Source organism: Psychroflexus longus (genome assembly GCF_020164595.1).
Taxonomy (GTDB): domain Bacteria; phylum Bacteroidota; class Bacteroidia; order Flavobacteriales; family Flavobacteriaceae; genus Psychroflexus; species Psychroflexus longus.
The window spans coordinates 87132-110139 of the sequence record NZ_JAIQZE010000004.1; the positions used below are offsets into that span (position 1 = coordinate 87132).

The window sequence follows — 23008 nt, forward strand, 5'->3', positions numbered from 1 at the left end:
TTATTGCTGTTGTTGTTTTTGGACGACTTCAAATAGACGTTGACCATCGCATTTTAAAGTTTTTGATGGAAATTTTAATAATAAGGCATAATCATGAGTTGCCATTAAAATAGTATTTCCGTTGGCATTAATTTCTTGAAGAACCTGCATGACTTCTACAGAAGTTTGAGGATCTAGGTTTCCAGTAGGTTCATCTGCAAGAATAAGTTCTGGATCGTTTAGCAAAGCTCTAGCGATAGCTACTCGCTGTTGTTCTCCGCCAGAAAGTTGATAAGGAAATTTAAAACTTTTAGTTTTCATACCTACTTTATCAAGAACTTCATCAATTTTTTTTTGCATCTTGGATTTGTCTTTCCAGCCAGTTGCTTTCAGAACAAAAAATAAGTTTTCATTTATATTTCTATCATTTAATAGTTTAAAATCTTGAAATACGACTCCTAGTTTTCGTCTCAGGAATGGGATCTCTTTATCCTTAAGATCTTTCAACTCGAATCCAACAATTTGTCCAAATCCACTTTTTAGCGGTAAATCTGCGTAAAGTGTTTTCATGAAACTACTCTTTCCTGTTCCTGTTTTACCAATAAGGTAAACAAATTCCCCTTTTTTAATTTCGATATTCACATCAGATAAAATTAAAGTTTCTCTCTGGAATATACTGGCGTTGTTAAGTTCAAGAATGGTTTCGGTCATATGGATTTCTAGAAATATTGTGAGCATAAATATAGGATTATTTCATTGAGCTGGAAAAAATCAATTTCATAATCATCATAATTAAAATTAAGGCTCAGCGTTATATGCATATATAATTTTATCTTTGATTGATACTAAATAAAACGTCTTAAAATGCCTAAAATTTTCTTTTCAATAATCTTTATTGCCTTTACATCAGTATACGCTCAGCAAAGTCAGCAGAAAGTAGATGTGATTGGTGAATACCAAGAAGCAATTAACTTCTTCAATCAGAATCAATTTGAAATTGCGAGTAAAACGTTTCGAAGAATTTATCCGGATATTGAAAGTGATCAGTTAAAGTCAAATATTGATTACTTTCTTGCAAAATCAGCCATTGAACTTGGCCAACCGCAGGCTGATGAGATGATGGAAAAATTCATCAAAAATAATCCAACAAGTTTAAAAACCAACAAAGCTTATTTAGAGGTTGGTAATTATTATTTTCAAAATAAAGATTTTAATAAGGCAAACAAGTGGTTAAGTCAGGTGAATACAAGTTCTTTATCAAGAGACGAACTTAAGACTTACCAATTCAATTACGGGTACACAAATTTCAGAACAAAGAATTATAAAAAAGCTCAGCAATTATTCGAAAATATAAGAAATGACAAGGAGTATGGAGCACAGGCTAAATACTATATTGGTTTTATTGCATATGAAGAAAATGAATATGAGTCTGCTTCAGAATTATTTGACGAGGCTAGGAGGGAAGGTGTAAGAGGGAATAACATTTCTTATTTCCAAAGCGATATGAATTTCAAATTGGGAAATTTTGAAAAAGCTATCGAATTGGGTCTTGATCAACTGAAAATATCCAATGCCAGAGAACGTTCACAACTCAATAAAATCATAGGAGAAAGCTATTTTAACCTCAAGCAATATCCTGAGGCGATTCAATACCTGAAGGAATATAGAGGAGATAGGGGAAAGTGGAATAACACAGATTACTACCAGCTTGGTTATGCTTATTATGAAACTGGAGATTACGAATCTGCAATTGATGAATTTTCAAAAATTTTAGACGGTCAAGATGCTGTTGCACAGAATGCTTATTATCACTTAGCTAAATCTTATTTGAAAACTGATAAAAAAACTCAGGCGCTCAATGCTTTCAAGAATGTCACTGAAATGGATTTCAATGATGACCTAAAAAAAGACGCTTATTTGAATTACGCTAAGCTGAGTTACGAGATTGGAAATCCATACAATTCGGTTCCAGAAGTACTTCAGACTTACATGGAAAGATATCCTGATTCTAAAGACATAAACAGTATAGGCGATCTTTTAATTGATTCTTATCTCACGTCCAAAAATTATGAGAAAGCAATTTCAATGCTAGAAGGTAGCAGAGATTACAACAATAAAGTTGCCTTCCAAAAAGTAGCATATTATTATGGAATCGAACTTTTTAAGGATAATCAACTTCGGGAAGCAAAAACCTATTTTAATAAATCTCTATCACAGCGTTTAGATTCAGAATATACAGCTAAAGCAACTTATTGGAAGGCTGAAGTTGATTATGCTTTAGCCAATTATAATGAAGCTCTTGTTGGTTATAAAGAATTTAAAGGAATGTCTACAGCAAATCAGCTTCCTGAATATTATTCAATAGATTATAATATAGCATATTCCTATTTTAAAACTAAAAGCTATAGATCATCCATTTCATTCTTTGAGAATTTTATTAAAGTCGAAAGACCATCACAAAGACTCCACGATGCACATGTAAGACTGGGAGATGCTCATTTTGCTCTTGGTGAGTATTGGCCTGCTATGGAATCTTACAATAATGCAATTGCAATGACGGCATACAAGAGCGGCTATGCCTTTTTTCAAAAAGCATATAGTTACGGATTTGTAGATAGAAATGAACAGAAAATTCAAAACCTAAATCTGTTTGTTGAAAAATACCCAAGTTCTATCTATGTAGATGATGCTTTATTCGAGCTAGGAAATACATACGTTGCCGAACAGGAAGATGAACTAGCGATCAAGGCTTACCAAAGAATTCTATCTAATTATTCAAAGAGCTTGTATTATCCTCAAGCCCTTTCAAAACAGGCTTTGATTTATTATAATAAGGAAAGTTATAATGACGCATTGAAAAAATTCAAGCAACTAGTAAAAGAATTTCCAAATTCACAAGAGGCTTTACAGGCTGTCCAAACTGTGCGTTTGATCTATATTGATTTGGGTGAAATTGATCAATATGCAAGTTGGGTTAATTCTTTAGATTTTGTGGAAGTTGCAGATTCAGATATTGAAGAAGCAACTTATGAATCTGCCGAAAATAAATTTTTAGATAATGATACTCAGAAGGCTATCGCAGGGTTTAAAAATTATTTGAAAGAGTTTCCTAATGGGAAAAATAGTTTAAGGGCAAATTTCTATTTGGCTCAGTTACTTTATAACCAGGAAAACTTCCAAGAATCTTTGCCGTATTATAAAGCTGTAGTGAATAGTCGCTCAAGTGAATTTACAGAAGAGTCTTTGAGAAGATTATCACAAGTTTATTTGTCCAATGAAAATTATGATGAGGCCATTGAAACCTTATCCAGATTGGAAAGTGAAGCTAGCTTTTCTCAAAATATCCTGTTCGCCCAATCCAATCTTATGAAAGCTTATTATGAAATTGAAAATTATGACAGAGCCCTTATTTATGCTGAATTAATTTTGTCTAAGGATGTGAAAGATGAAGAAATATTAAGCGACGCCAAGCTATTTATTGCAAGATCTTCGCAGAAGGTTGGTGATGAAAAGCGAGCGGAATCTGCATATCAAGAGGTTTCTGAAATAGCTACAGGAAAGCTTAAAGCTGAAGCATTGTACTACGATGCTTACTTCAAAAATAAATCAGGTAATTATAAAGCTTCTACTGAAGTAGTGCAGGACCTTACAAAAAATTATTCCAGATACAGAGAGTTTGGAGTAAAGGGACTATTGTTGATGGCGAAAAACTTTAATGCTTTAGGTGATAATTACAATGCGACATACATCCTTGAAAACATCATCAAGAACTTCGAGTCATTTCCTGAGGCAATATCTGAAGCTCAGCAATTGTTGAAGAATATAAAAGCCGAAGCATCAGAAACTAATTCTTCAGTAGAAGTAGATCAAAATTAATTGTCTTTTAATTCATATCATACAAAAAGCCCTCATATGAGGGCTTTTTGTATTGATTACATATCCTTAAATCAAAAGGTTTATCCTAAGTAAGTTTTAAGGATTGTACTTCTTGATGTGTGTTTCAATCGTCTTACGCCTTTTTCTTTGATTTGACGAACACGTTCTCTAGTTAGACCAAAGGTTTCACCAATTTCTTCGAGCGTCATAGGCTGCTGGTTCCCAAGACCAAAGTATAATCTGATTACATCAGCTTCTCTAGTAGTCAACGTTTCCAGAGCTCTTTCAATTTCTGTCTGAAGCGATTCGTGCAGCAGACTATTTTCAGGATTTGGAGATTCTCCAAATTTTAAAACATCATATAAATTGGAATCTTCCCCTTCAATAAGTGGAGCGTCCATCGATAAGTGACGGCCAGAATTTTTTAGTGATTCTTTTACATCATTTACAGTCATTTCCAACTCTTTAGCAATTTCATCCGGACTTGGTGGTCTTTGATGACGTTGTTCTAAAATTGCAAAGGTCTTGTTAATCTTATTTATGGAACCAATTTTGTTCAGCGGAAGTCTAACTACTCGCGATTGTTCTGCTAATGCTGAAAGTATGGATTGTCTTATCCACCAAACCGCATAAGAAATGAATTTGAAACCTCTGGTTTCATCAAAGCGTTTAGCAGCTTTTATCAATCCAAGATTTCCCTCATTTATAAGATCGGGTAGGGTAAGACCCTGGTTTTGGTATTGCTTAGATACCGATACCACAAACCTTAAGTTTGCTTTTGTTAATTTCTCTAGGGCAAGATCGTCTCCAGCTTTGATTTTTTGAGCTAATTCAACCTCTTCTTCAGCTGTGATTAAATCTACTTTTCCAATTTCTTGGAGATACTTGTCTAGGGATGCAGTTTCTCTATTGGTAACCTGCTTGGTAATTTTAAGTTGTCTCATTTAGATATGTCCTCGATTATCAATTTATCTACATATCATTTTACGACGTTAAGACAAGAAATGTTACAGACGTCTTTAAAAAATCTTTATGTTAATCTCTATTATACAAAAAAAGCCTGCTTATGTTTGATAAGCAGGCTTTTAAAACTTGAATAATTTTTTATAAAAATTATTCTCTTATATGACCATTACCCCAAACGTAATATTTGTTGGTGACCAATTGTTTAAGTCCTAAAGGACCTCTGTGGTGGAGTTTATCTGTAGAGATGGCAAGTTCTGCACCAACTCCCATTTGTCCACCATCGGTGAATCGTGTGGAGGCATTTTGATAAACAGCTGCACAATCAATCTGTTGCATGAAGTTTAAAGCTAGCTCATTATCTTCCGTGATAATAACTGATGAATGACCTCCTGAGTATTTATTGATCTTTTCTACTGCTTCATCAAATGAATCTACTGAACTTAAAACAATTTTCATTGCTAAAAATTCCTCACTCCAAGTGTCTTCTGTTGGAAGCGTTGGATAATCTACGACTTCTTTTACCTTGCTATCGGCAAGAATCTCAACATTATATTCATTGTCTAACGTGTCTGCGAGATCTTTAACTTTAGCTTCAAAATCTGGTAGATTTGAATCTAAAAGTACTTTATCTAAAGCATTACATCCAGAAATTTTATCAGTTTTGGCGTTTATGATCACCTTTTTGGCAATATCCCAATCTGCATCTGGTGCAACATATAGGAAATTATTTCCTCGACCGCTTATTAATACAGCACATGTGGCCGTTTTCTTGACAAAATCAATAAGTTTTTCTCCACCTCTTGGAACAATAAGGTCCATTTTTTCTGGTGGATTACTTAAAAATTCTCTGGTTTCTTCACGGTTAAGGTGAAGCAGTTTAATCCAATCTTTAGACAATCCATTTTCTTCTAAAGCCTGATGCCAGCATTCTTCAAGAATGATATTACTGTGATTGGCTTCCTTTCCACCTTTAAGGAAAATTTTATTATTAGCTTTAAAAGCCAAAACAGCAGCTTCAATAGTGACATCAGGTCTAGATTCGTAAATAATCATAATAGTTCCGAAAGGATCAGTTTTATTTACGATTTTTAAACCTGTGTCCAAAGTTCTTTCAGAAATAGTATTTCCTACTGGATCTTCCTGCTCTTTTACCTCTTTGATAGCTTGTATCATACCATCAACCTTTTTTTGGTCAACAATCAATCTATCGTAAAGGGCTTGATCATCTCTGTTGAATGATTCTAAGTCTTTTTTATTTTCTTCGATTATTTCATTTCTTCTTTTATCTATAATTGTCATCATAGATTGAAGAACATCATTTTTAATTTTAGTATCTATTAATTTCATTTTAATTTGATTTTTAGACAGTAAACTTAGTCCCGACTTCTTTGCCTTCGAGAATGTCTATAATGACATTTTCCTTTTTACCATTGGCTATATAAGTAGGTATATTTTTACTTGCCGTCATTTTTGCAATTTTGAGTTTAGACTCCATGCCTCCTCGGCCTTCGCCTTCTCCTTTTTCGTTTTCTTGAACGTATTTCTCAACATCGTCATGCACACGTACATGTCTTAGTAGTTCTGTATCATCGTGATCTGGATGACCCGTGTATAAACCATCAATATCTGTAAGCATTATGAGCATATCTGCTCCAACCAATTCTGAAACTAAACTTGCTAGTTCATCATTGTCAGAAAACATTGACATTGATAAAGAGACTGCATCATCCTCATTTGCTATAGGTATTATACCTTCAGTCAGCAAACCTTCGTAGCAATTGATCATGTTTTCCCGATATTTCCCAGGAGCAAAGTCCCTCTTAGTCGCTAAAATTTGTCCACATCTCATGCCAAAATCATGAAACATAGTATAATAATGTCTCATCATTCGCGGCTGACCAACAGATGAATATACCTGACGTCTGGTTGTTTTATCTTCTGACGAACATGAACCTAACACCTCCTTTCCAGCGATAGCAGAACCTGAAGAGACTAGAATGGTTATAATATCTCTTTCATAAAGATAAGCGATTTGTCTCACTAGATTTTTTAGTATTGGACCAACAATCCTGTTGTTGGTGTTGGTCATTACATTTGTTCCGACCTTAACTACTATACGTTTTGAATGCATTTTTTCTGAGTTTAAATTATTCATCACCAAGTTCAACTGCTCTGTTGAATGCTGCGTATGCAGCATCTTGTATAAGCTGTTTAACGTTATTGTCATCCATAGAATCTAGAGCAGCTCTTGTTGTACCACCTTTGGAAGCTACTCGATCCATCCATTTTTCAGGCGTAAGATCTGATTCATTAAATAAATGAACAGCACCTTCGAAGGTGTTGCTTACTAATATTTTTGAATCATTATCAGAGAATCCCATCTTTTTTGCTGCTTCCAGCATAGAAGCCATAAAATAGAATATATAAGCTGGACCGCTACCTGAAATCCCAGTAGATTTGTTGATGAAATCTTCATCTTTCACTCTTATTGATTGTCCTGTGGTATCCAAAAGATTTCTGATCATCAAAAGTTCAACTCTTGACACTTCATTGGACTCTGTGTAAGAAGTAACACCTTTACCTACTTTTGCAGGAAGGTTTGGCATTGTTCTTACTACTTTTTTTGCATTCAAACCATTTTGAATATTCTCAATGGTAACCCCTGCCATCAATGAAACAAATATTTGTTGATCATTGATCATGGGTTTCATATTTTCAAACAAATCTTCGCTATGATAAGGTTTTACTGCTATGAAGACAACATCTGCACTTGGTAAACAATCTTGCAGATTGTCGAAAGTGTCATAATAGGTAACTTCACTAAGTTTATCTAATAATTCTTTTGATATGTCATATATCATTAAATTTTTTCTATTCAATAAGGGGGATTTTGCCATTCCTTCAGAGTAGGTTAACCCCATATTACCTGCTCCAATAACTAATACTTTCATTTTATTTTTTTAAAGATTTATAAAAATGACTTTATGATTTAGTGCAATGATTGTGCATAATATCTAATTTACGAGAATTATCTTTTTATTTTGTATTATTAAACATGTTTTAAGAGAAATCATGTTTTAACACCAAAAAAGATAAACAAAATCGAGAATTATTCTATGAAATTTTGTCAGTTGCGCTAGTTTGTCAGTAAAAAAAAGCGGTTTAGAATTTTCTAAACCGCTTTGGAATTATCTAAATTAGATTAAGACTTGGTATCCTCACCTTCTTTTTTTGGACTTCTTTCAGGCTTTGATAGAAGTGCTTTTCTGGATACCTTAGGTTTTTTAGTTCTAGGGTCAACTCCAAAATATTTCACATCCATTACGTCTCCCAGTTTTACAACGTCAGCGACATTTTCTGTGCGTTCCCACGCAAGTTCTGAGATGTGAAGTAAAACTTCATTACCTGGAGCATCATTATATTCAACTACAGCTCCAAAGTCTAGGACTTTTACGACTGTAACCTCATAAACGCTACCTTTTTCTGGTTTGAAGGTGACAGAATCAATCTTTGCAAGAACTTTGTCAATTCCTTCTTGTTTTGTACCAAGAATTTCAACAATACCTTCTTCAGTTACCGGATCTTCGTTGATAACGATTTCAGTACCAGTAGTTTTTTGTAATTCTTGGATGACTTTACCTCCTGGTCCTATCAAAGCACCGATAAATTCATTTGGAATTCTTCTTGTGATAATTTTAGGAGCGTGGGCTTTTACCTGTTCGTTAGGAGCTGGGATAGTATCAGTTAATTTCTCAAGAATATGTAACCTGCCAGCTCTTGCTTGTTGTAAAGCTTCTACCAAAACTTCATAAGGCAATCCTTTTACTTTGATGTCCATCTGGCAAGCAGTAATGCCATCTGCAGTTCCAGTCACCTTAAAGTCCATATCTCCTAGATGATCTTCATCACCTAAAATATCTGAAAGTACGGCATGACGACTTCCATCAGAAATCAATCCCATGGCGATACCAGAAACTGGTTTGGTCATTTTGATACCAGCATCCATCATAGCCATGGTTCCGGCACAAACTGTTGCCATAGAAGAAGAACCATTGGATTCTAAAACTTCTGATACTATTCTTACTGTATAAGGATTGTTTTCAGGAATCATTCCTTTAAGTGCACGTTGCGCCAGGTTTCCATGACCGATCTCTCTTCTTGAAGTTCCTCTTATAGGATAAGCTTCACCAGTACAAAAAGGAGGAAAGTTGTAATGTAGATAGAAAGTTTCTTCACCTTGGTGAGTTGGCATGTCTATCGTATTAGCTTCTCTGGATGTACCAAGTGTTACAGTTGCTAAAGCCTGTGTTTCTCCACGTGTAAAAATAGCTGAACCGTGCACAGAAGGTAAATAATCGGTTTCACACCATATCGGTCTGATCTCATCTGTTTTTCTTCCGTCCAAACGCAAACCTTCAGCAAGAGTAAGTTCTCTTACAGCTGCTTTTTCAGTTTTATTGAAATAGCCTTTGATCTGCTTTTCATTGTCTTCCAATTCCTCTTCAGAAAACAAAGCTAAAACTTCTTCTTTTACTTTTGAAAATGCTTCTCCGCGATCTCTTTTGCTGTGCCCACCTTTAGCAATTTCGTATATCTTATCATAGGCTGCATCGTGAACTCTTTTTTCAAATTCTTCATTTTCTTCTTTTACAGCATACTCTCTCACAGGCTTTTTACCAAAAGCTTCAGCCAAACGGATTTGAGCTTCCACTTGTTTTTTGATATGTTCGTGAGCAAATTTAATGGCTTCTGCCATTTCTTCTTCTGAAATTTCTTTCATTTCACCTTCTACCATCATCACAGAGTCTGCGGAGGCACCAATGATCATGTCGATATCCGATTCTTTCAATTGGCTACGGCTTGGATTGATGATGAATTCACCATTAATTCTACCAACTCTAGCTTCAGATATAGCAGTTTCAAATGGAATATCAGATAATTGAATCGCAGCTGATGCAGCAAGACCAGCAAGTGCATCTGGCATAACCTCCTCATCGTGAGACATCAATTGTATCATGACTTGAGTTTCTGTTCTGTAATCTGAAGGAAAGAGCGGACGCAAGACGCGGTCTACAATTCTCATGGTAAGGACTTCACCATCACTGGGTCTGGCCTCTCTTTTGAAGAAACCTCCTGGATAACGACCTGCAGCTGCAAATTTTTCTCTGTAATCTACAGTTAATGGAAAAAAGTCCATTGTGCTTTCCTTATAAGAGGATACAACTGTACAAAGCAACATGGCATCTCCCATTTGTACGACTACTGAGCCGTGCGCTTGCTTGGCTAATTTACCAGTCTCGAGTTTGATTTCTCTACCATCTCCGAGGTCGATAATTTCACTAAATGTTTTTGGAATCATAGTAATGATTTTAAGGTTATACGTTTTTTCTTAAGTAAATGTTGTTGTGTTGTTGTTTAGAAAAAAATGTAAAACCAGTGGAAGTCATTCCAAGGAACGCTTTTAAATTAAAAAAGGGGCAATTTTGCCCCTTTAAATCTTATTTTCTTAATCCTAATTCTTTTACAATTGCTCTGTACCTCAAAATATCTTTCTTCATGAGGTAGTCAAGAAGATTTCTTCTTTTACCAACCAATTTTACCAGAGATCTTTCAGAATTATAATCTTTTCTATTTGTTTTAAGGTGTTGAGAAATGTGCTCAATTCTTTGAGTCATTAATGCAATCTGACCTTCGGCAGAACCAGAATCTTTCTCGTTCTTACCATGTTTAGCAAATAATTTGCCTTTTTCTTCTTGTGTTAAGTACATGCCAATATTATTTCAATAATTTTTATGCTAGAATAGATTTTCTATTCGATTGCGCAAAAATAGCTTTTTAAAATTAAATAGAATATCAATTCTTAAAAAATTACGCTCTTACAGGCTCATTCATAATAAGATCAATATAAAGATTGATTTTATGTTTGAGTTCTTTTCTGTGAGAGATAAAATCTAAGAATCCATGTTCTTTCAGAAATTCTGAAGATTGAAATCCATCAGGCAAATCTTTACCAGTTGTATCTTTCACAACTCTTGGACCAGCGAAGCCTATCAAAGCACCAGGTTCTGATATATTGATATCACCCAACATGGCAAAAGAAGCTGTTGTGCCTCCTGTTGTAGGATCTGTACATAATGATATGTAAGGCAACTTAGCTTTAGCTAGCTGAGTAAGTTTTATAGAAGTTTTAGCTAATTGCATTAAGGACAATGCCGCTTCCATCATTCTTGCTCCACCAGATTTTGAAATAATGATTAAAGGGCATTTGTTAGCGATTGCATGATCTACAGCTCTTGCAATTTTTTCACCTACAACAGATCCCATGGATCCGCCGATGAATTTGAAATCCATAGCTGCAATAACCACTTTTTTACCTTTAGATTTACCAATACCTGTTCTTATAGCGTCATTAAGGCCAGTCTTTTCTTCGACCTCTTTCAATCTATCCTTATACTTTTTAGTGTCTTCAAACTTTAAAGGATCTTTAGATTTTAACTTACTATCCAGTTCTTCAAATTTTCCGTTATCAAATAGGATGTCAAAATATTCCGTACTCCCTATCCTAACGTGGTAATCATCTTCAGGACTCACAAAAAAGTTTTTCGCAAGTTGTTCTGCATCAATTATTTTACCTGTTGGAGATTTATACCATAAACCCTTAGGGACATCTTTTTTGTCCTCAGTTGCTGTTTGGATTCCTTTTTTCTTTCTCTTAAACCAAGCTGCCATATAGTAAGGTGCTAAATTATAATTTGTTTATATTATTTAGATCTTTAAAGGCTTTCTCTAATCTTGTGATAAAAGTGATTTCGCCTTCTCTCAACCATTTTCTTGGGTCGTAATATTTTTTATTTGGCACACCCTCACCTTCAGGATTACCAATTTGAGTAGATATATAATCAACTTTTGATTTCATGTAATCTCTTATTCCCTCGGTAAAAGCATATTGCAAATCAGTATCAATATTCATTTTAATGACTCCGTAACCTATTGCTTCTTGAATTTCTTCAACAGTAGAACCACTTCCTCCGTGAAATACAAAATCGATATGGTTATTTTCTACTTTATACTTTTTAGTTACAAATTCCTGAGAATTTTTAAGAATTTTTGGCGTAAGTTTTACATTTCCTGGTTTGTAAACTCCATGTACATTTCCGAAGGCTGCAGCAATTGTGAACTGATCAGATACTTTGCTCAATTCTTCATAAGCGTATGCAACTTCTTCTGGTTGAGTATATAGTTTTGAAGAATCTATATCTGTGTTATCAACACCATCTTCTTCACCACCTGTAACACCAAGTTCAATTTCTAGTGTCATTCCCATCTTTTTCATTCTTTCAAGATAGGTTTTACAAATTTCAATGTTTTCTTCAATAGGCTCTTCGGAAAGGTCGATCATGTGCGAGCTGTATAGAGGCTTACCATGAACCTCAAAGAATTTTTCACCTTCATCCAACAATCCGTCTATCCAAGGCAATAATTTTTTCGCACAATGGTCTGTATGAAGAATTACAGTAGCTCCGTAAGCTTCTGCCAAATCGTGAACATGTTTTGCTCCAGTAGCGGCCCCTTTGATTGCGGCAAGTTGGTTTTCATTAGATAATCCTTTACCAGCATTGAACTGAGCACCACCGTTTGAGAATTGAATAATGACTGGTGAATTTAATTTGGCTGCTGTTTCAAGAACAGCATTTATAGTATTCGACCCCACAACATTGACTGCTGGGAGAGCGTAATTATTTTCTTTAGCATGCTGAAAAATAGCCTGTACTTCCTTTCCTGTTGCTACACCTGGTTTGATATTGTGACTCATAATCTTGTATTTAATTAGTAATTTAAGAATGTAAAATTAAGAAATATTAATCTACTAAAACGGATAATTGATTCCGAAGTTAAAAACTACATTGTTGAAATTGTAGTCTTTAAACCATTTTGAACCCTCACTCCCAGGATTATATGTTTTAAAACCTAAGTCCATTCTGATGACAAAGAATTCTATATCATAGCGTAAACCAAAACCAGATGCAATAGACAATTCGCTTAAATCTTGTAAGCCATCAAAGGTAGCAGCGGGGTCCACCACATTGTCGAAGACATTCCAAATATTACCTGCATCTATAAATAATGCGCTATTCATATTTCCAAACAAATTGAATCTATATTCAGCATTAAAAGACAATTTAAAATTGGCTTCATTGAAATCGTTAACTGCATTGGTACTTCCCGGACCAAGATCGTATGGTCTCCAGCCTCTGTTATCATTTGGACCACCACCAAAAAAACTTCGCGGGAAAGGTATAGAATTAGCATTGCCATACGGTATAGCTATTCCTCCATAAGCACGAGTTGCAATCACTTGCTGGTTGCCTAGATCCCAATGTTTAATAAAGTTGAGCTCTGTTTTAACATATTGCGAGTATTGAACTCCAAAAAGCCTGTAATTTCCAGCTTGTGTTTTGTCAAGTTGTAATTGATCTGCGAATAAAGAAAGTAAATTTCCCGCCCATTCTATTTTTCCTCGAAACTGAGAAAAATCTTCATCATAGATATCTCGCCTTGAACTGTAATCGTATGTAAAATTTGAAGCAACAATAAGATTGTTTTCAGTTAATCTTTCTCTTCTTTCAATTAGTGAATTGGCGATTTGTTGATCTTCACTGTTTAAGTTTATGACCTGATTTCTAATGTCCCTTATAAAACCCTGAGTTCCCTCTGGAATTATTAAATCTAATTGACCCTCGGGATTTTCAAAAAGAAAATCTGGATTTACGTCGCTAATATTATTTCTTGAAATCTGATTTAATTCTGTGTATGAATTTCTAAACACATTGAAGAAATTCTCAGCATTCAAATTGTTTACAAATTGAATGTTCATCAAATCAAATTGATAAGAGGTTCTGTCCTTTGGTTTCCAGCGGTAGCCAAAAGTCGCATTGAGGTTTCTCCGATCCAATCCAATATTCTGCTGAGTGCTAAAACCAACACTTGCAGTGGTGAAAGGAGACATGGTGTTTTTAATGATAGGTTTAGTAGGGAATGGAAAAATGATTCTTGGAAAATTTAACCTTAAATCTGCACCATATTCTAAAATATCCAGAAATTGATCTTCTGAATTCCCCAGATCTCTTGAAGACCCAAAATTTCCTCTTCCCGAGAGTTCAAGAGTTTCTGCTCCTCTAAAAATATTTCTTGATAATACCGAAGTGTTGAATCCCACACCGAATTGCTGAATGTTACTTTGACTTAAATCAACACTGAAATTTGTAGAAAATCTTTCTTTCGGAGTGAGTAAAATATTTGCTATCAACCCAACACCAGTAGAGTCTCTAGGATCTTCCTTATAAAGTATATTGGGATATTTAAAAATACGTGTTTCAGAAATCCTATTGTTGGTTCTTGTTCTGTCAATGTCTCTGTAAATACTGTCTTTTTTGATAAAAATAAAATCTGATAACACTTTTGGATTTAATTTTAAATTTCCAAAAGAATAAATATTTGCATTTTTATATCTCACCGAATCTTCAACCTGAGTGGAAACTCCATCATAATCTGCAAAAACATTGACTTCACTTATTCTATGCACTTTAAATGGAGTAGAGGCTACAGTATCAGCGACGTCTACAAGTCTGTTTTGTATGTTGAGTTCAAGATTTATTTTATGATTATTATCGAGCGTATCTGCATAAAAAGAAATGAATTCCTTTTCAAAATGATAGAGCCCATGATTTCTAAAGTAGGTACTTATATAATCCCTATCGTTATTAAATTTTTCAGTATTGTATGCTTGACCAACTTTTATCTTATTGTTTTTCTTGATAAGTTGATATAGTGAATCTGCTTTAGGCGATTCTATATTCTCTGATATATTATCGATAATATATAAGCTCCCAGGTTTAATTTTATATTCAACTTCTACAGTATTTGTCAATGAGTCTCTATCGATTTTATAATCAGCTTTTGCATTGAACCATCCGTGATTCCAATACCATGATTCTAGCCTACGCAAAGATGTTTTTGTCTTTTTTTCGTCAAAAAGAGCAGGTGGTTCACCAGTTTTTTTGATGGATTCATTGACATTTACCCATGTTTTTTTTAGCTGGATAACCTGTCTTTTGGATAAAAGTGATACAAGTCGATTCTCTCTTTTCTCCTTTTTTGCAACCCAATTGACAAATCGTTTCTCTGGATTGGATTGAGCCAGATTATAGATTTGTAATTTAAGAGGAAAACCAAGGAGTTTTGAATTTACTTGCTGGGAAAGTTGTCTGGAGATCTCATTATTATTTACTAGAGTATCACCACTTGTTATACTTTGTTTACTGATCAAAAACTCATCACTCTTTAGTTTTCTTGTGACGTCACAAGAGGAAAAGAAGAATAGTATTAAAAGAATTAATGGTAGTTTTGTGAGTCGGTAGTTCAAATGTGTGATGTTTTCAAAAATATAATTTCAAATGCTCAGCAAAAATCAAATTAAACTTATAAAAAGTTTGAACAAAAAAAAGCATCGTTTAGAGCACGGTCTCTTTGTTACTGAAGGTGTAAAAGTAATCAAAGAATTTTTAAAAAGTTCATTCAAGCTTAGAGCATTATATTCAATTGCCGATATCTTTCATATCGAAGAAGGAGAAAGTCATATTATTTCCCAAAAGGAGTTGGATAAAATCACAAATCTTAAAACCTCGCAAACTGCTTTAGCGGTATTTGAAATTCCAAAACCTGCTGTACCTTCAAAAAAACCTCAACTTACACTTGCTCTTGACGGGATAAGAGACCCGGGTAATCTAGGAACTATTATAAGAATGTGTGACTGGTTTGGAATTGAGCAATTGATCTGCTCACCGGATACTGTAGATTGTTTCAACCCAAAAGTTGTACAAGCCACTATGGGTTCTTTGACTAGAGTAAATATCATTTATACTGAATTGAATACTTACTTATCTGATACTTCAGCTCATACCTACGGAGCTTACATGGAAGGAGTAAATGTTTACGAATCCAAGTTAGTTACCGAAAACACAATAATAGTTTTAGGAAACGAAGCCAACGGAATTAGTTCTGAAATTCAATCTCATATAGATGAACGAATATCTATTCCAAGTTATGGGCAATCCAAAGGAGCAGAGAGTTTAAACGTAGCTATGGCAGGATCTATATTGCTAAGCGAATTTAAAAGAAGATAATAAATTTATTGGAAAAGAAAGTTGATAAAAATTCCTCTTGTTTTTACAGATTCGATATTGGAGGTATAGGGGCTATTTGTTAATGGGTCATTATCAGTATCAGCATCGTCTCTAATCAATTCATTACCCATTCCAAAAACACCTCTTATTGAAGGTGTAAATTTAAAATACTCAAAATAAAAATCTACTCCGAAGCCAATCTCGTAATAGTAATTATTGGTTTTCATTCTGAATTGGCCAGCCTCATTATCCTGAGGATTATCTTCATTACTGGATAAATTTGTAGATACTGAAGCCCCACCGATGATAAACGGCTTAAAATTATTAATCCGTTTCGCTGAAAACTTTAAAAGTAAAGGAATGTGTATATAGGATGAATTAACCTCTCTTATTTCACCATTCAGCAATGGATTTAAAGGATCATTATCAGGAAAAGTAAGACTTCTGTTGGCGAAAACAACACCTGGTTCCAATCTCAGATCTAAATAGTCATTGATTCTTAAATTTCCTATTAATCCTACGTTGAAACTTGGATTTTTGCCTACTTCTATATCTTCTCCCTGTTCTTTGTATTTGATTTGAAAATCATAGGCATTGAATCCCAGGAAATAGCCCCAGGACCAGCGTTTTTTGTCAATATTCTCCTTGTTAAGTACTTTTTCTTTATCAAAGAGTTGAGCGTTTGAAAAATTCAAGCTCAACAGGAAAACTAATAAAAAAAGAAGCCTCATAATTATTTTTTAGATGCAGAATATATTGTTGAAACACCAAAAGTTTGTGGGTGGTTTTCTACATCTGTAAACCCGATTTTCTTTAAAATATTGTTGAATTTTTCTCCGTAAGGGAAAACAGAAGCACTTTCGCTCAAATATTGATACGCACTTTTGTCTTTTGAAAACAACTTTCCTATGGAAGGGAGAATATAATTAGAATAAATCTTATAGCCCTGTTTGAAAGGAAACTTGGTAGGAACAGAAGTTTCTAATATGACAAAAATACCATTTGGTGAAAGTACCCTATAAATTTCTGAAAGTCCTTTTTCTAAATCTTCAAAATTCCTTACTCCAAAAGCCACAGTGATGGCGTCGAAGGTATTATCAGAATAAGGCAAGTTTTCTGAGTCTGCCTGGACCATTTCTATACGATGGTCTAAGTCTTTTTTATGGATTTTATTCTTCCCAACTTGCAACATACCAGCTGAGATATCAAGACCAATTATTTTTTCAGCATTAGAATCAGCCATAGCGATTGCAAGGTCTCCGGTACCGGTAGCTATATCAAGAATGTATTTTGGATCTGTCTTTTTGACCATGTTAATGAGTTTTCTTCTCCATTTCTGGTCAATACCGAAAGAAATCACCCGATTAAGGCCATCATAATTTTCTGAAATATTATCGAACATCTGTTCAACTTGTTTCTTTTTCTCTAGTTCAGAATCTTTGTATGGCTTGACATTCTTGCTCATGTAATTTTTTTTTGCGAAGATACATCTTCTTTGGAATACACTTTATCAATATAACTTCTCTTAATACTTCTTTTTTAATTTTTTACATTAATTTTGTCACCATGAAAATAATAATAGCTGGTTCTGGAGAAGTAGGATTTCACTTAGCAAAACTTTTTTCTTATGAATCTCACGCCATTACCCTTGTTGATTTAGATGAAGAAAGGCTGGAATATGCCAACAAGCATCTGGACATTAAAACTTTGTTAGGGGATGCCACTTTACCAAGCACTTTAAAAGAGGCAGATATTGTAAACGCAGACATGTTAATCGCTGTTACCTCCAGTCAGTCCATCAATATTTCAGTTTGTGTTTTTGCAAAACAAATGGGAGCAGGAAGAACTGTAGCTAGGGTTTCCAACCAGGAGTTGCTGGGTGTGGATGATATTATTGACCTGAAAGCTTTAGGAATAGATGAAATGATTTCACCAGAGGCATTAGCTGCAAATGAGGTAAAAATGCTTCTCAACCAATCAGCATTTACAGATACTTTCAAATTTGACGATGGAGCCCTTACTATGATGGGACTTACATTGAGGTCTAAAGCTCCTTTTATTGGTAACACGGTTCAAGAAGCTGCCGATATTTTTCCTGGTTTGCACTTTGTTCCTATAGCTTTACAGCGTTATGGAACTCAGTTTACCATCATTCCTAGAGGTGATACGGAATTTATGCGAGGTGATAGGGTTTATTTTATTACAGATACTGAAGGGGTCGAAGAACTTTATAAACTTACTGGAGCAGAAAAGCGATCTATCAAAAAAGTTATGATTTTAGGGGGGAGTAACATAGGCAGAACCCTTGCAAAAGACCTTTGCAAAGAAAACTTTTCAGTAAAAGTGATAGAAAAAGATCATAAAAAAGCCATTGATCTTGCAAATATCTTACCCAATGCATTGGTGATAAATGCCGATGGTAGGAACGTTGAGATTTTGAAAGAAGAAAACATAAGCAAAATGGATGCCTTTGTGGCTGTTACCGAAGATTCTGAAACCAATATAATTACCTGTTTGGTAGCTAATTCTAAAGGTGTAAGAAAAACGATAGCTTTGGTTGAGAATATGGATTATTTTCAATTGAGCCATTCCATAGGGATTCACTCTTTAGTCAATAAAAAATTATTGGCAGCAAATAGTATTTTTAGATATTTGAGAAAAGGCGAAGTTGTTGCGATGACCAAACTGAATAACATGAATGCAGAATTATTAGAATTTGTTGTAAAAGCAGATTCAAAAGTAACCAACAGCAAAATAGTTGATATTAATTTTCCAAGAACCGCTGTAGTTGGAGGTGTGATTAGAGATGGCAAGGGAATTATAGCTTTAGGTGATTTTAAAATACGCGAGGGTGATAGAATTGTAGTATGTACGCTACCAAAATCTATCAAGAGTGTAGAAAATTTATTTTGTTAAGGTGTCGGATCTGAATTTTAAAATCGTAGCTCACATCATGGGAGTTCTCCTCGTATTCAATGGAGGATTCATGATCATTCCTTCTGTATATAGTTGGTTAGTTGGAGAGGCAGTTGCACTGGATATTGGCGTTTCTGCTTTGATTTCAATCTTTATTGGGCTTACAACAATGTTTTTTACGAAAAATCACGACAAGGATATCACTCAAAAAGAGGGGTATCTCATCGTAAGTCTTGGATGGCTCTTTATGGTGCTGAGCGGAATGCTCCCTTACGTCATTTCTGGAAAAATAATAGGTATTGAAAATAGTTTTTTTGAAACAATGTCCGGCTACACAACTACAGGAGCTACTATTTTAAACGATATAGAAGTTTTGCCAGAGGGTATTTTATTATGGAGAAGCTTTACCCACTGGATTGGTGGTATGGGTATTATTGTTTTGGCAGTTGCCATTTTACCTTTATTTGGAATCGGTGGAATGCAGCTTTTTTCTGCAGAATCTCCTGGCCCAAGTGCAGATAAAGTAAAACCTAAAATTGCTGATACAGCCAAAAGGCTCTGGCTCATTTATTTTGGTTACACAGTTTCAGAAGCAATTTTGCTTAAAGTTGCAGGTATGGGTTGGTTTGATGCGGTCAATCACTCTCTTAGTACTATTGCTACGGGTGGTTTTTCTACCAAGAATGCGAGTTTAGCTCATTGGAATGCGATGCCATTGATCCAGTATATTGTCATAATATTTATGTTTTTATCTGGAGCAAATTTTGTAGTAAGTTATTATGCCTTCAAAGGTAAAATCAAAAATGTGCTCCTCAATGAAGAATTCAAGTGGTATATCTTTTTTATAATTGGATTTACTGCAATTACTTCTTTTTCAATATATTTTTTAGCCGATACTAGCATAGCAAGCATCAATTACCCAATGGTACTAGGTGAAGCAGAGAGTGCAATAAGGCATGGAGCTTTCCAAGTATTGGCCATTATCACTACTACTGGATTTGTTACAGCAGACTATACGTTGTGGACACCTTTACTTACCATTTTATTTTTTGGTTTATTTTTTCTAGGTGGTTCTGCGGGGTCTACATCAGGTGGAGTGAAGGTGATTCGGCATTTGATTATGATAAAAAATGGATTCCAAGAATTTAGAAGGATATTGCATCCCAATGCTGTACTGCCAGTTCGTTACAAAGGTTCATCTGTAGATCAAAAAATCGTTTATAATATATTGGGATTTTTTATTTTGTATTCGTTGTCCTTTATCCTTGGAGCTGTAGTATTTGCTGGAACAGGATTGGATTTTGAATCAGCAATTGGAGCTTCTGCATCTTCCATTGGTAACGTTGGTCCATCTTTTGGAGATTTTGGCCCAGTAGATAATTATAATTCACTTACTGCTTTCGGTAAATATTGGAGTTCATTTTTGATGCTAATTGGTCGACTTGAACTTTTTACAGTTTTAATTCTTTTCACTCCTTATTTCTGGAAAAATACCTTAAAAAAAAAATCTGCTAAACTTTAGCAGATTTTCAGTTGTATATTGCTATAATTGATAATTAGTACCAAGCTTTTTCTGTAGATTTTTTATACTCTCTTTGGAAAAGTTCTTGTTCCTCAATCATTTTTGCAGTTTTTTCTGGAACTGCTTTTTGCCAGCCTTCCTCTCCATTGGATATTTTTTGTAAAATATCTCTAGAAAAATAGCCTAGTATTTCTTCATCATAATTTTCTATATCAACAACTCGTCCGTTGTATTTGAAGAATTTATACAATTCTTTCATTCTAGGATGGACTTTTAAATTATCGCTGTTAGTAACTTTTCCAGTCTTAGGATCTTTGTATGGATATAAATAAACTCTTAAATCTTTGAAGAAAAGCTTACCAAATGCTTCAAGGATACCACCACTAAGATGTCTGTAATACTTCTCGTCAAATACATCAATAAGGTTATTGACACCCATAGCTAGTGCCATTCTTTCTTTGGTATAATTAGAAAAATACTCAACCAATTTATAATATTCTTGAAAGTTTGATATCATTACAGTATGACCTAATGCACAAAGCAACTTAGCCCTATCCATAAAGTCCTCTTCATTAATTTCTCCCTCAGATCTTAAATTGGAAAGTGTAATTTCAAAGACTGGTTGTATATTTTCATCTTTAACTTTTTTCTCTTTTTTAAATAATTCAAGAGATGTATCAAAGATATCCATATTTACTTTTGTCACAGGTCTAAAACTTCCTCTTAATGCGAGAATATTTTTTTTGTAAAGAGCTTTTGCTGGTAAAATATTATTGCCATCTGGAGCAAACATGACAGCCTCTGTCATTCCATTTTTGACCAACTGTAAACTCATAAGTCTATTGTCAACATCTTTGAAAACTGGTCCAGAAAAGTTGATGGTATCTATCTCTATTTGGTCTTTATGTAAATGGTCGTAAAGTTCATTTAGAATTTGCTTAGGATTATTATGTGCGTAGTAAGCCGCATAAATTAGGTTAGTTCCTAAAACTCCTAAGGTATTTTGTTGAAGTCTTGCATCATTCTCTTTGAAGCGAATGTGTAAAACAATTTTATTATACTCAGATTTTGGTGTAAGCTGGTATTTAATGCCAACCCATCCGTGACCTTTATAGCGCTTAGCAAAATCAATGGTTGCTACTGTATTAGCATAAGTAAAGAAAAGTTTGTTAGGATGCTTATTTCTTTGTATTCTTTCCTCAATAAGCTTAGTCTCATGATTGATCATTTTTTGAAGCCTACTTTCAGTAACATAACGTCTGTCTTCTTCTATACCGTAAATAGCATCACTAAAATCTTTATCGTAAGCACTCATGGTCTTAGCGATGGTGCCAGATGAACCTCCAGCTCTGAAGAAATTTCTTACGGTTTCTTGTCCTGCACCTATTTCTGCAAATGTGCCATAGATGTTTTCATTTAAGTTGATTCTGAGGGCTTTGTCTTTTATCGAAAGTGCGCTTTCAAAATCTTTGTCACCCATTATAGTTATTGACATAAGTAGAAATTTTATGAAGTCTTAAACAGTTTTCAAATTTTAAACAAATGTAATTAATACTCCAAGCTTAAGAAAAAAAAACTATAGTTTTGTATCAAAAATAACGTTTTGAAGATAACTTTCTTAGGTACAGGCACATCTCAAGGTGTCCCAATTATAGGTAGTGAACATCCGGTATGTTTAAGCAAAGATCCAAAAGATAAAAGATTGAGAGTATCGGCTCTTCTGGAATGGGATAATTATACTTATGTAATAGATTGTGGCCCGGATTTTAGACAGCAAATGATAACAAATGAGGTTAAAAAAATAGATGGTATTTTATATACGCATGAACACAATGACCATATGATCGGTCTCGATGACGTGCGACCTTTCTATTTTAGACAAGGCAATATTTCCATCTACTGTCATGAAAGAGTTCTAAAAAACCTTATGCAAAGATTTGCATATGTGTTTGAAACTGAAAACAAATATCCTGGAGCTCCTACTATGGATGTAAATATTATAGATGATTCTCCTTTTACAATTGGAAATAAAGAAGTTATTCCAATGAACGTATATCATCCAGAACTTCAGGTATATGGGTTTAGAATCGGAGACTTTGCCTACGTCACCGATGCTAAAGTTATTCCAGATAAAGAATTAGATAAACTAAAAGGTGTAAAAACTTTAGTCCTTAATGCCTTAAGGAAGGAGGAGCATAGATCTCACCTTAATTTAGAACAAGCTATAGATTTGGTTAATTACCTTAAACCAGAAAGAGCTTATTTTACTCACATTAGTCATCACATGGGGTTTCATGAAGAGGTTCAGAAAGAACTTCCGGAAGGAATATTTTTAGCATATGATAATCTACAAATTGAAGTATAATGGCAAAGAATTTATATCTATACCTGTTCGTCTTAAGTGCGCTTATTGCAGTTTTTTTATACTTCAATAGTAAAAGAATTATCGACGATCAGGAAAATACCATACGTGAACTCAAATCTAAGATTGAGAAATTAGAAGATAAAAAATAAATTTTTCATAATTAAGCCAATGTTCTAGATTGATTTTAGAAATTAGTAAAAA

19 protein-coding genes are annotated in these 23008 nt (G+C 34.3%); 6 read left to right on the forward strand and 13 right to left on the reverse strand.

The window, feature by feature from the left end; all coding sequences use genetic code 11:
* Positions 1 to 690: a cell division ATP-binding protein FtsE gene (locus LB452_RS05420; RefSeq protein ID WP_224460833.1), complete on the reverse strand. Its 690-nt coding sequence runs from the start codon at positions 688 to 690 to the stop codon at positions 1 to 3.
* Positions 691 to 843: 153 nt separating this feature from the next.
* On the opposite strand from LB452_RS05420, the gene LB452_RS05425 reads away from it, so the two are divergent.
* Positions 844 to 3855 carry a tetratricopeptide repeat protein gene (locus LB452_RS05425; RefSeq protein WP_224460714.1) on the forward strand — a complete coding sequence of 1004 codons (3012 nt, stop codon included), beginning with the start codon at positions 844 to 846 and terminating at the stop codon, positions 3853 to 3855.
* A gap of 80 nt (positions 3856 to 3935) precedes the next feature.
* Here LB452_RS05425 and LB452_RS05430 read toward each other — a convergent pair whose 3' ends face one another.
* The 9 genes from LB452_RS05430 to tamL all read right to left on the reverse strand — a co-directional run bounded on the left by LB452_RS05430 (position 3936) and on the right by tamL (position 15244).
* Positions 3936 to 4799 carry a sigma-70 family RNA polymerase sigma factor gene (locus tag LB452_RS05430; protein WP_224460715.1) on the reverse strand — a complete coding sequence of 288 codons (864 nt, stop codon included), beginning with the start codon at positions 4797 to 4799 and terminating at the stop codon, positions 3936 to 3938.
* Between the two features lie 169 nt (positions 4800 to 4968).
* Complete coding sequence (locus LB452_RS05435) at positions 4969 to 6168, reverse strand: glutamate-5-semialdehyde dehydrogenase (RefSeq protein WP_224460716.1); 1200 nt, start codon at positions 6166 to 6168, stop codon at positions 4969 to 4971.
* A 13-nt stretch (positions 6169 to 6181) separates the two neighbouring features.
* The gene (proB, locus tag LB452_RS05440; RefSeq protein ID WP_224460717.1) at positions 6182 to 6952 is read right to left on the reverse strand and encodes a glutamate 5-kinase; all 771 of its coding nucleotides are present in this window, start codon (positions 6950 to 6952) and stop codon (positions 6182 to 6184) included.
* Positions 6953 to 6968: 16 nt separating this feature from the next.
* The gene (proC, locus tag LB452_RS05445) at positions 6969 to 7772 is read right to left on the reverse strand and encodes a pyrroline-5-carboxylate reductase (RefSeq protein WP_224460718.1); all 804 of its coding nucleotides are present in this window, start codon (positions 7770 to 7772) and stop codon (positions 6969 to 6971) included.
* A gap of 251 nt (positions 7773 to 8023) precedes the next feature.
* Positions 8024 to 10180 carry a polyribonucleotide nucleotidyltransferase gene (locus LB452_RS05450; protein ID WP_224460719.1) on the reverse strand — a complete coding sequence of 719 codons (2157 nt, stop codon included), beginning with the start codon at positions 10178 to 10180 and terminating at the stop codon, positions 8024 to 8026.
* A gap of 139 nt (positions 10181 to 10319) precedes the next feature.
* A complete protein-coding gene (gene rpsO, locus LB452_RS05455; RefSeq protein WP_224460720.1) occupies positions 10320 to 10589 on the reverse strand; it encodes a 30S ribosomal protein S15 in 270 nt (89 codons plus the stop codon).
* A 100-nt stretch (positions 10590 to 10689) separates the two neighbouring features.
* Positions 10690 to 11550 carry an acetyl-CoA carboxylase, carboxyltransferase subunit beta gene (gene accD / locus LB452_RS05460; RefSeq protein ID WP_224460721.1) on the reverse strand — a complete coding sequence of 287 codons (861 nt, stop codon included), beginning with the start codon at positions 11548 to 11550 and terminating at the stop codon, positions 10690 to 10692.
* Between the two features lie 16 nt (positions 11551 to 11566).
* Positions 11567 to 12634 (reverse strand): class II fructose-bisphosphate aldolase, encoded by a 1068-nt coding sequence (gene fbaA / locus LB452_RS05465; protein ID WP_224460722.1) that lies wholly within the window; start codon positions 12632 to 12634, stop codon positions 11567 to 11569.
* A gap of 54 nt (positions 12635 to 12688) precedes the next feature.
* Positions 12689 to 15244, reverse strand: coding sequence for a translocation and assembly module lipoprotein TamL (tamL, locus tag LB452_RS05470; protein ID WP_224460723.1), 2556 nt, complete (start codon positions 15242 to 15244; stop codon positions 12689 to 12691).
* A 31-nt stretch (positions 15245 to 15275) separates the two neighbouring features.
* Between tamL and LB452_RS05475 the strand changes: the two genes are divergently transcribed.
* Complete coding sequence (locus LB452_RS05475; protein WP_224460724.1) at positions 15276 to 16004, forward strand: TrmH family RNA methyltransferase; 729 nt, start codon at positions 15276 to 15278, stop codon at positions 16002 to 16004.
* 5 nt (positions 16005 to 16009) lie between these two features.
* Here LB452_RS05475 and porT read toward each other — a convergent pair whose 3' ends face one another.
* Both porT and ubiE read right to left on the reverse strand, forming a co-directional pair.
* Entirely contained in the window at positions 16010 to 16735 is a 726-nt protein-coding gene (porT, locus tag LB452_RS05480) for a type IX secretion/gliding motility protein PorT/SprT (protein WP_224460725.1), read from the reverse strand.
* 2 nt (positions 16736 to 16737) lie between these two features.
* Positions 16738 to 17469 carry a bifunctional demethylmenaquinone methyltransferase/2-methoxy-6-polyprenyl-1,4-benzoquinol methylase UbiE gene (gene ubiE, locus LB452_RS05485; RefSeq protein ID WP_224460726.1) on the reverse strand — a complete coding sequence of 244 codons (732 nt, stop codon included), beginning with the start codon at positions 17467 to 17469 and terminating at the stop codon, positions 16738 to 16740.
* Positions 17470 to 17570: 101 nt separating this feature from the next.
* On the opposite strand from ubiE, the gene trkA reads away from it, so the two are divergent.
* Both trkA and LB452_RS05495 read left to right on the forward strand, forming a co-directional pair.
* Positions 17571 to 18920, forward strand: coding sequence for a Trk system potassium transporter TrkA (trkA, locus tag LB452_RS05490; RefSeq protein ID WP_322966046.1), 1350 nt, complete (start codon positions 17571 to 17573; stop codon positions 18918 to 18920).
* 37 nt (positions 18921 to 18957) lie between these two features.
* Positions 18958 to 20442: a TrkH family potassium uptake protein gene (locus tag LB452_RS05495; RefSeq protein ID WP_224460728.1), complete on the forward strand. Its 1485-nt coding sequence runs from the start codon at positions 18958 to 18960 to the stop codon at positions 20440 to 20442.
* 34 nt (positions 20443 to 20476) lie between these two features.
* Here LB452_RS05495 and LB452_RS05500 read toward each other — a convergent pair whose 3' ends face one another.
* Complete coding sequence (locus tag LB452_RS05500; protein ID WP_224460729.1) at positions 20477 to 21937, reverse strand: TonB-dependent receptor; 1461 nt, start codon at positions 21935 to 21937, stop codon at positions 20477 to 20479.
* A gap of 108 nt (positions 21938 to 22045) precedes the next feature.
* Here LB452_RS05500 and LB452_RS05505 point away from each other — a divergent pair, with 108 nt between their 5' ends.
* Both LB452_RS05505 and LB452_RS05510 read left to right on the forward strand, forming a co-directional pair.
* On the forward strand, positions 22046 to 22807 hold the full coding sequence (locus LB452_RS05505) for an MBL fold metallo-hydrolase (protein WP_224460730.1): 762 nt from the start codon (positions 22046 to 22048) through the stop codon (positions 22805 to 22807).
* Positions 22807 to 22956, forward strand: a complete 150-nt coding sequence (locus LB452_RS05510; RefSeq protein WP_224460731.1) for a hypothetical protein — start codon at positions 22807 to 22809, stop codon at positions 22954 to 22956. The genes LB452_RS05505 and LB452_RS05510 overlap by 1 nt, the downstream gene beginning before the upstream one ends.
* Positions 22957 to 23008: the final 52 nt, after the last annotated feature.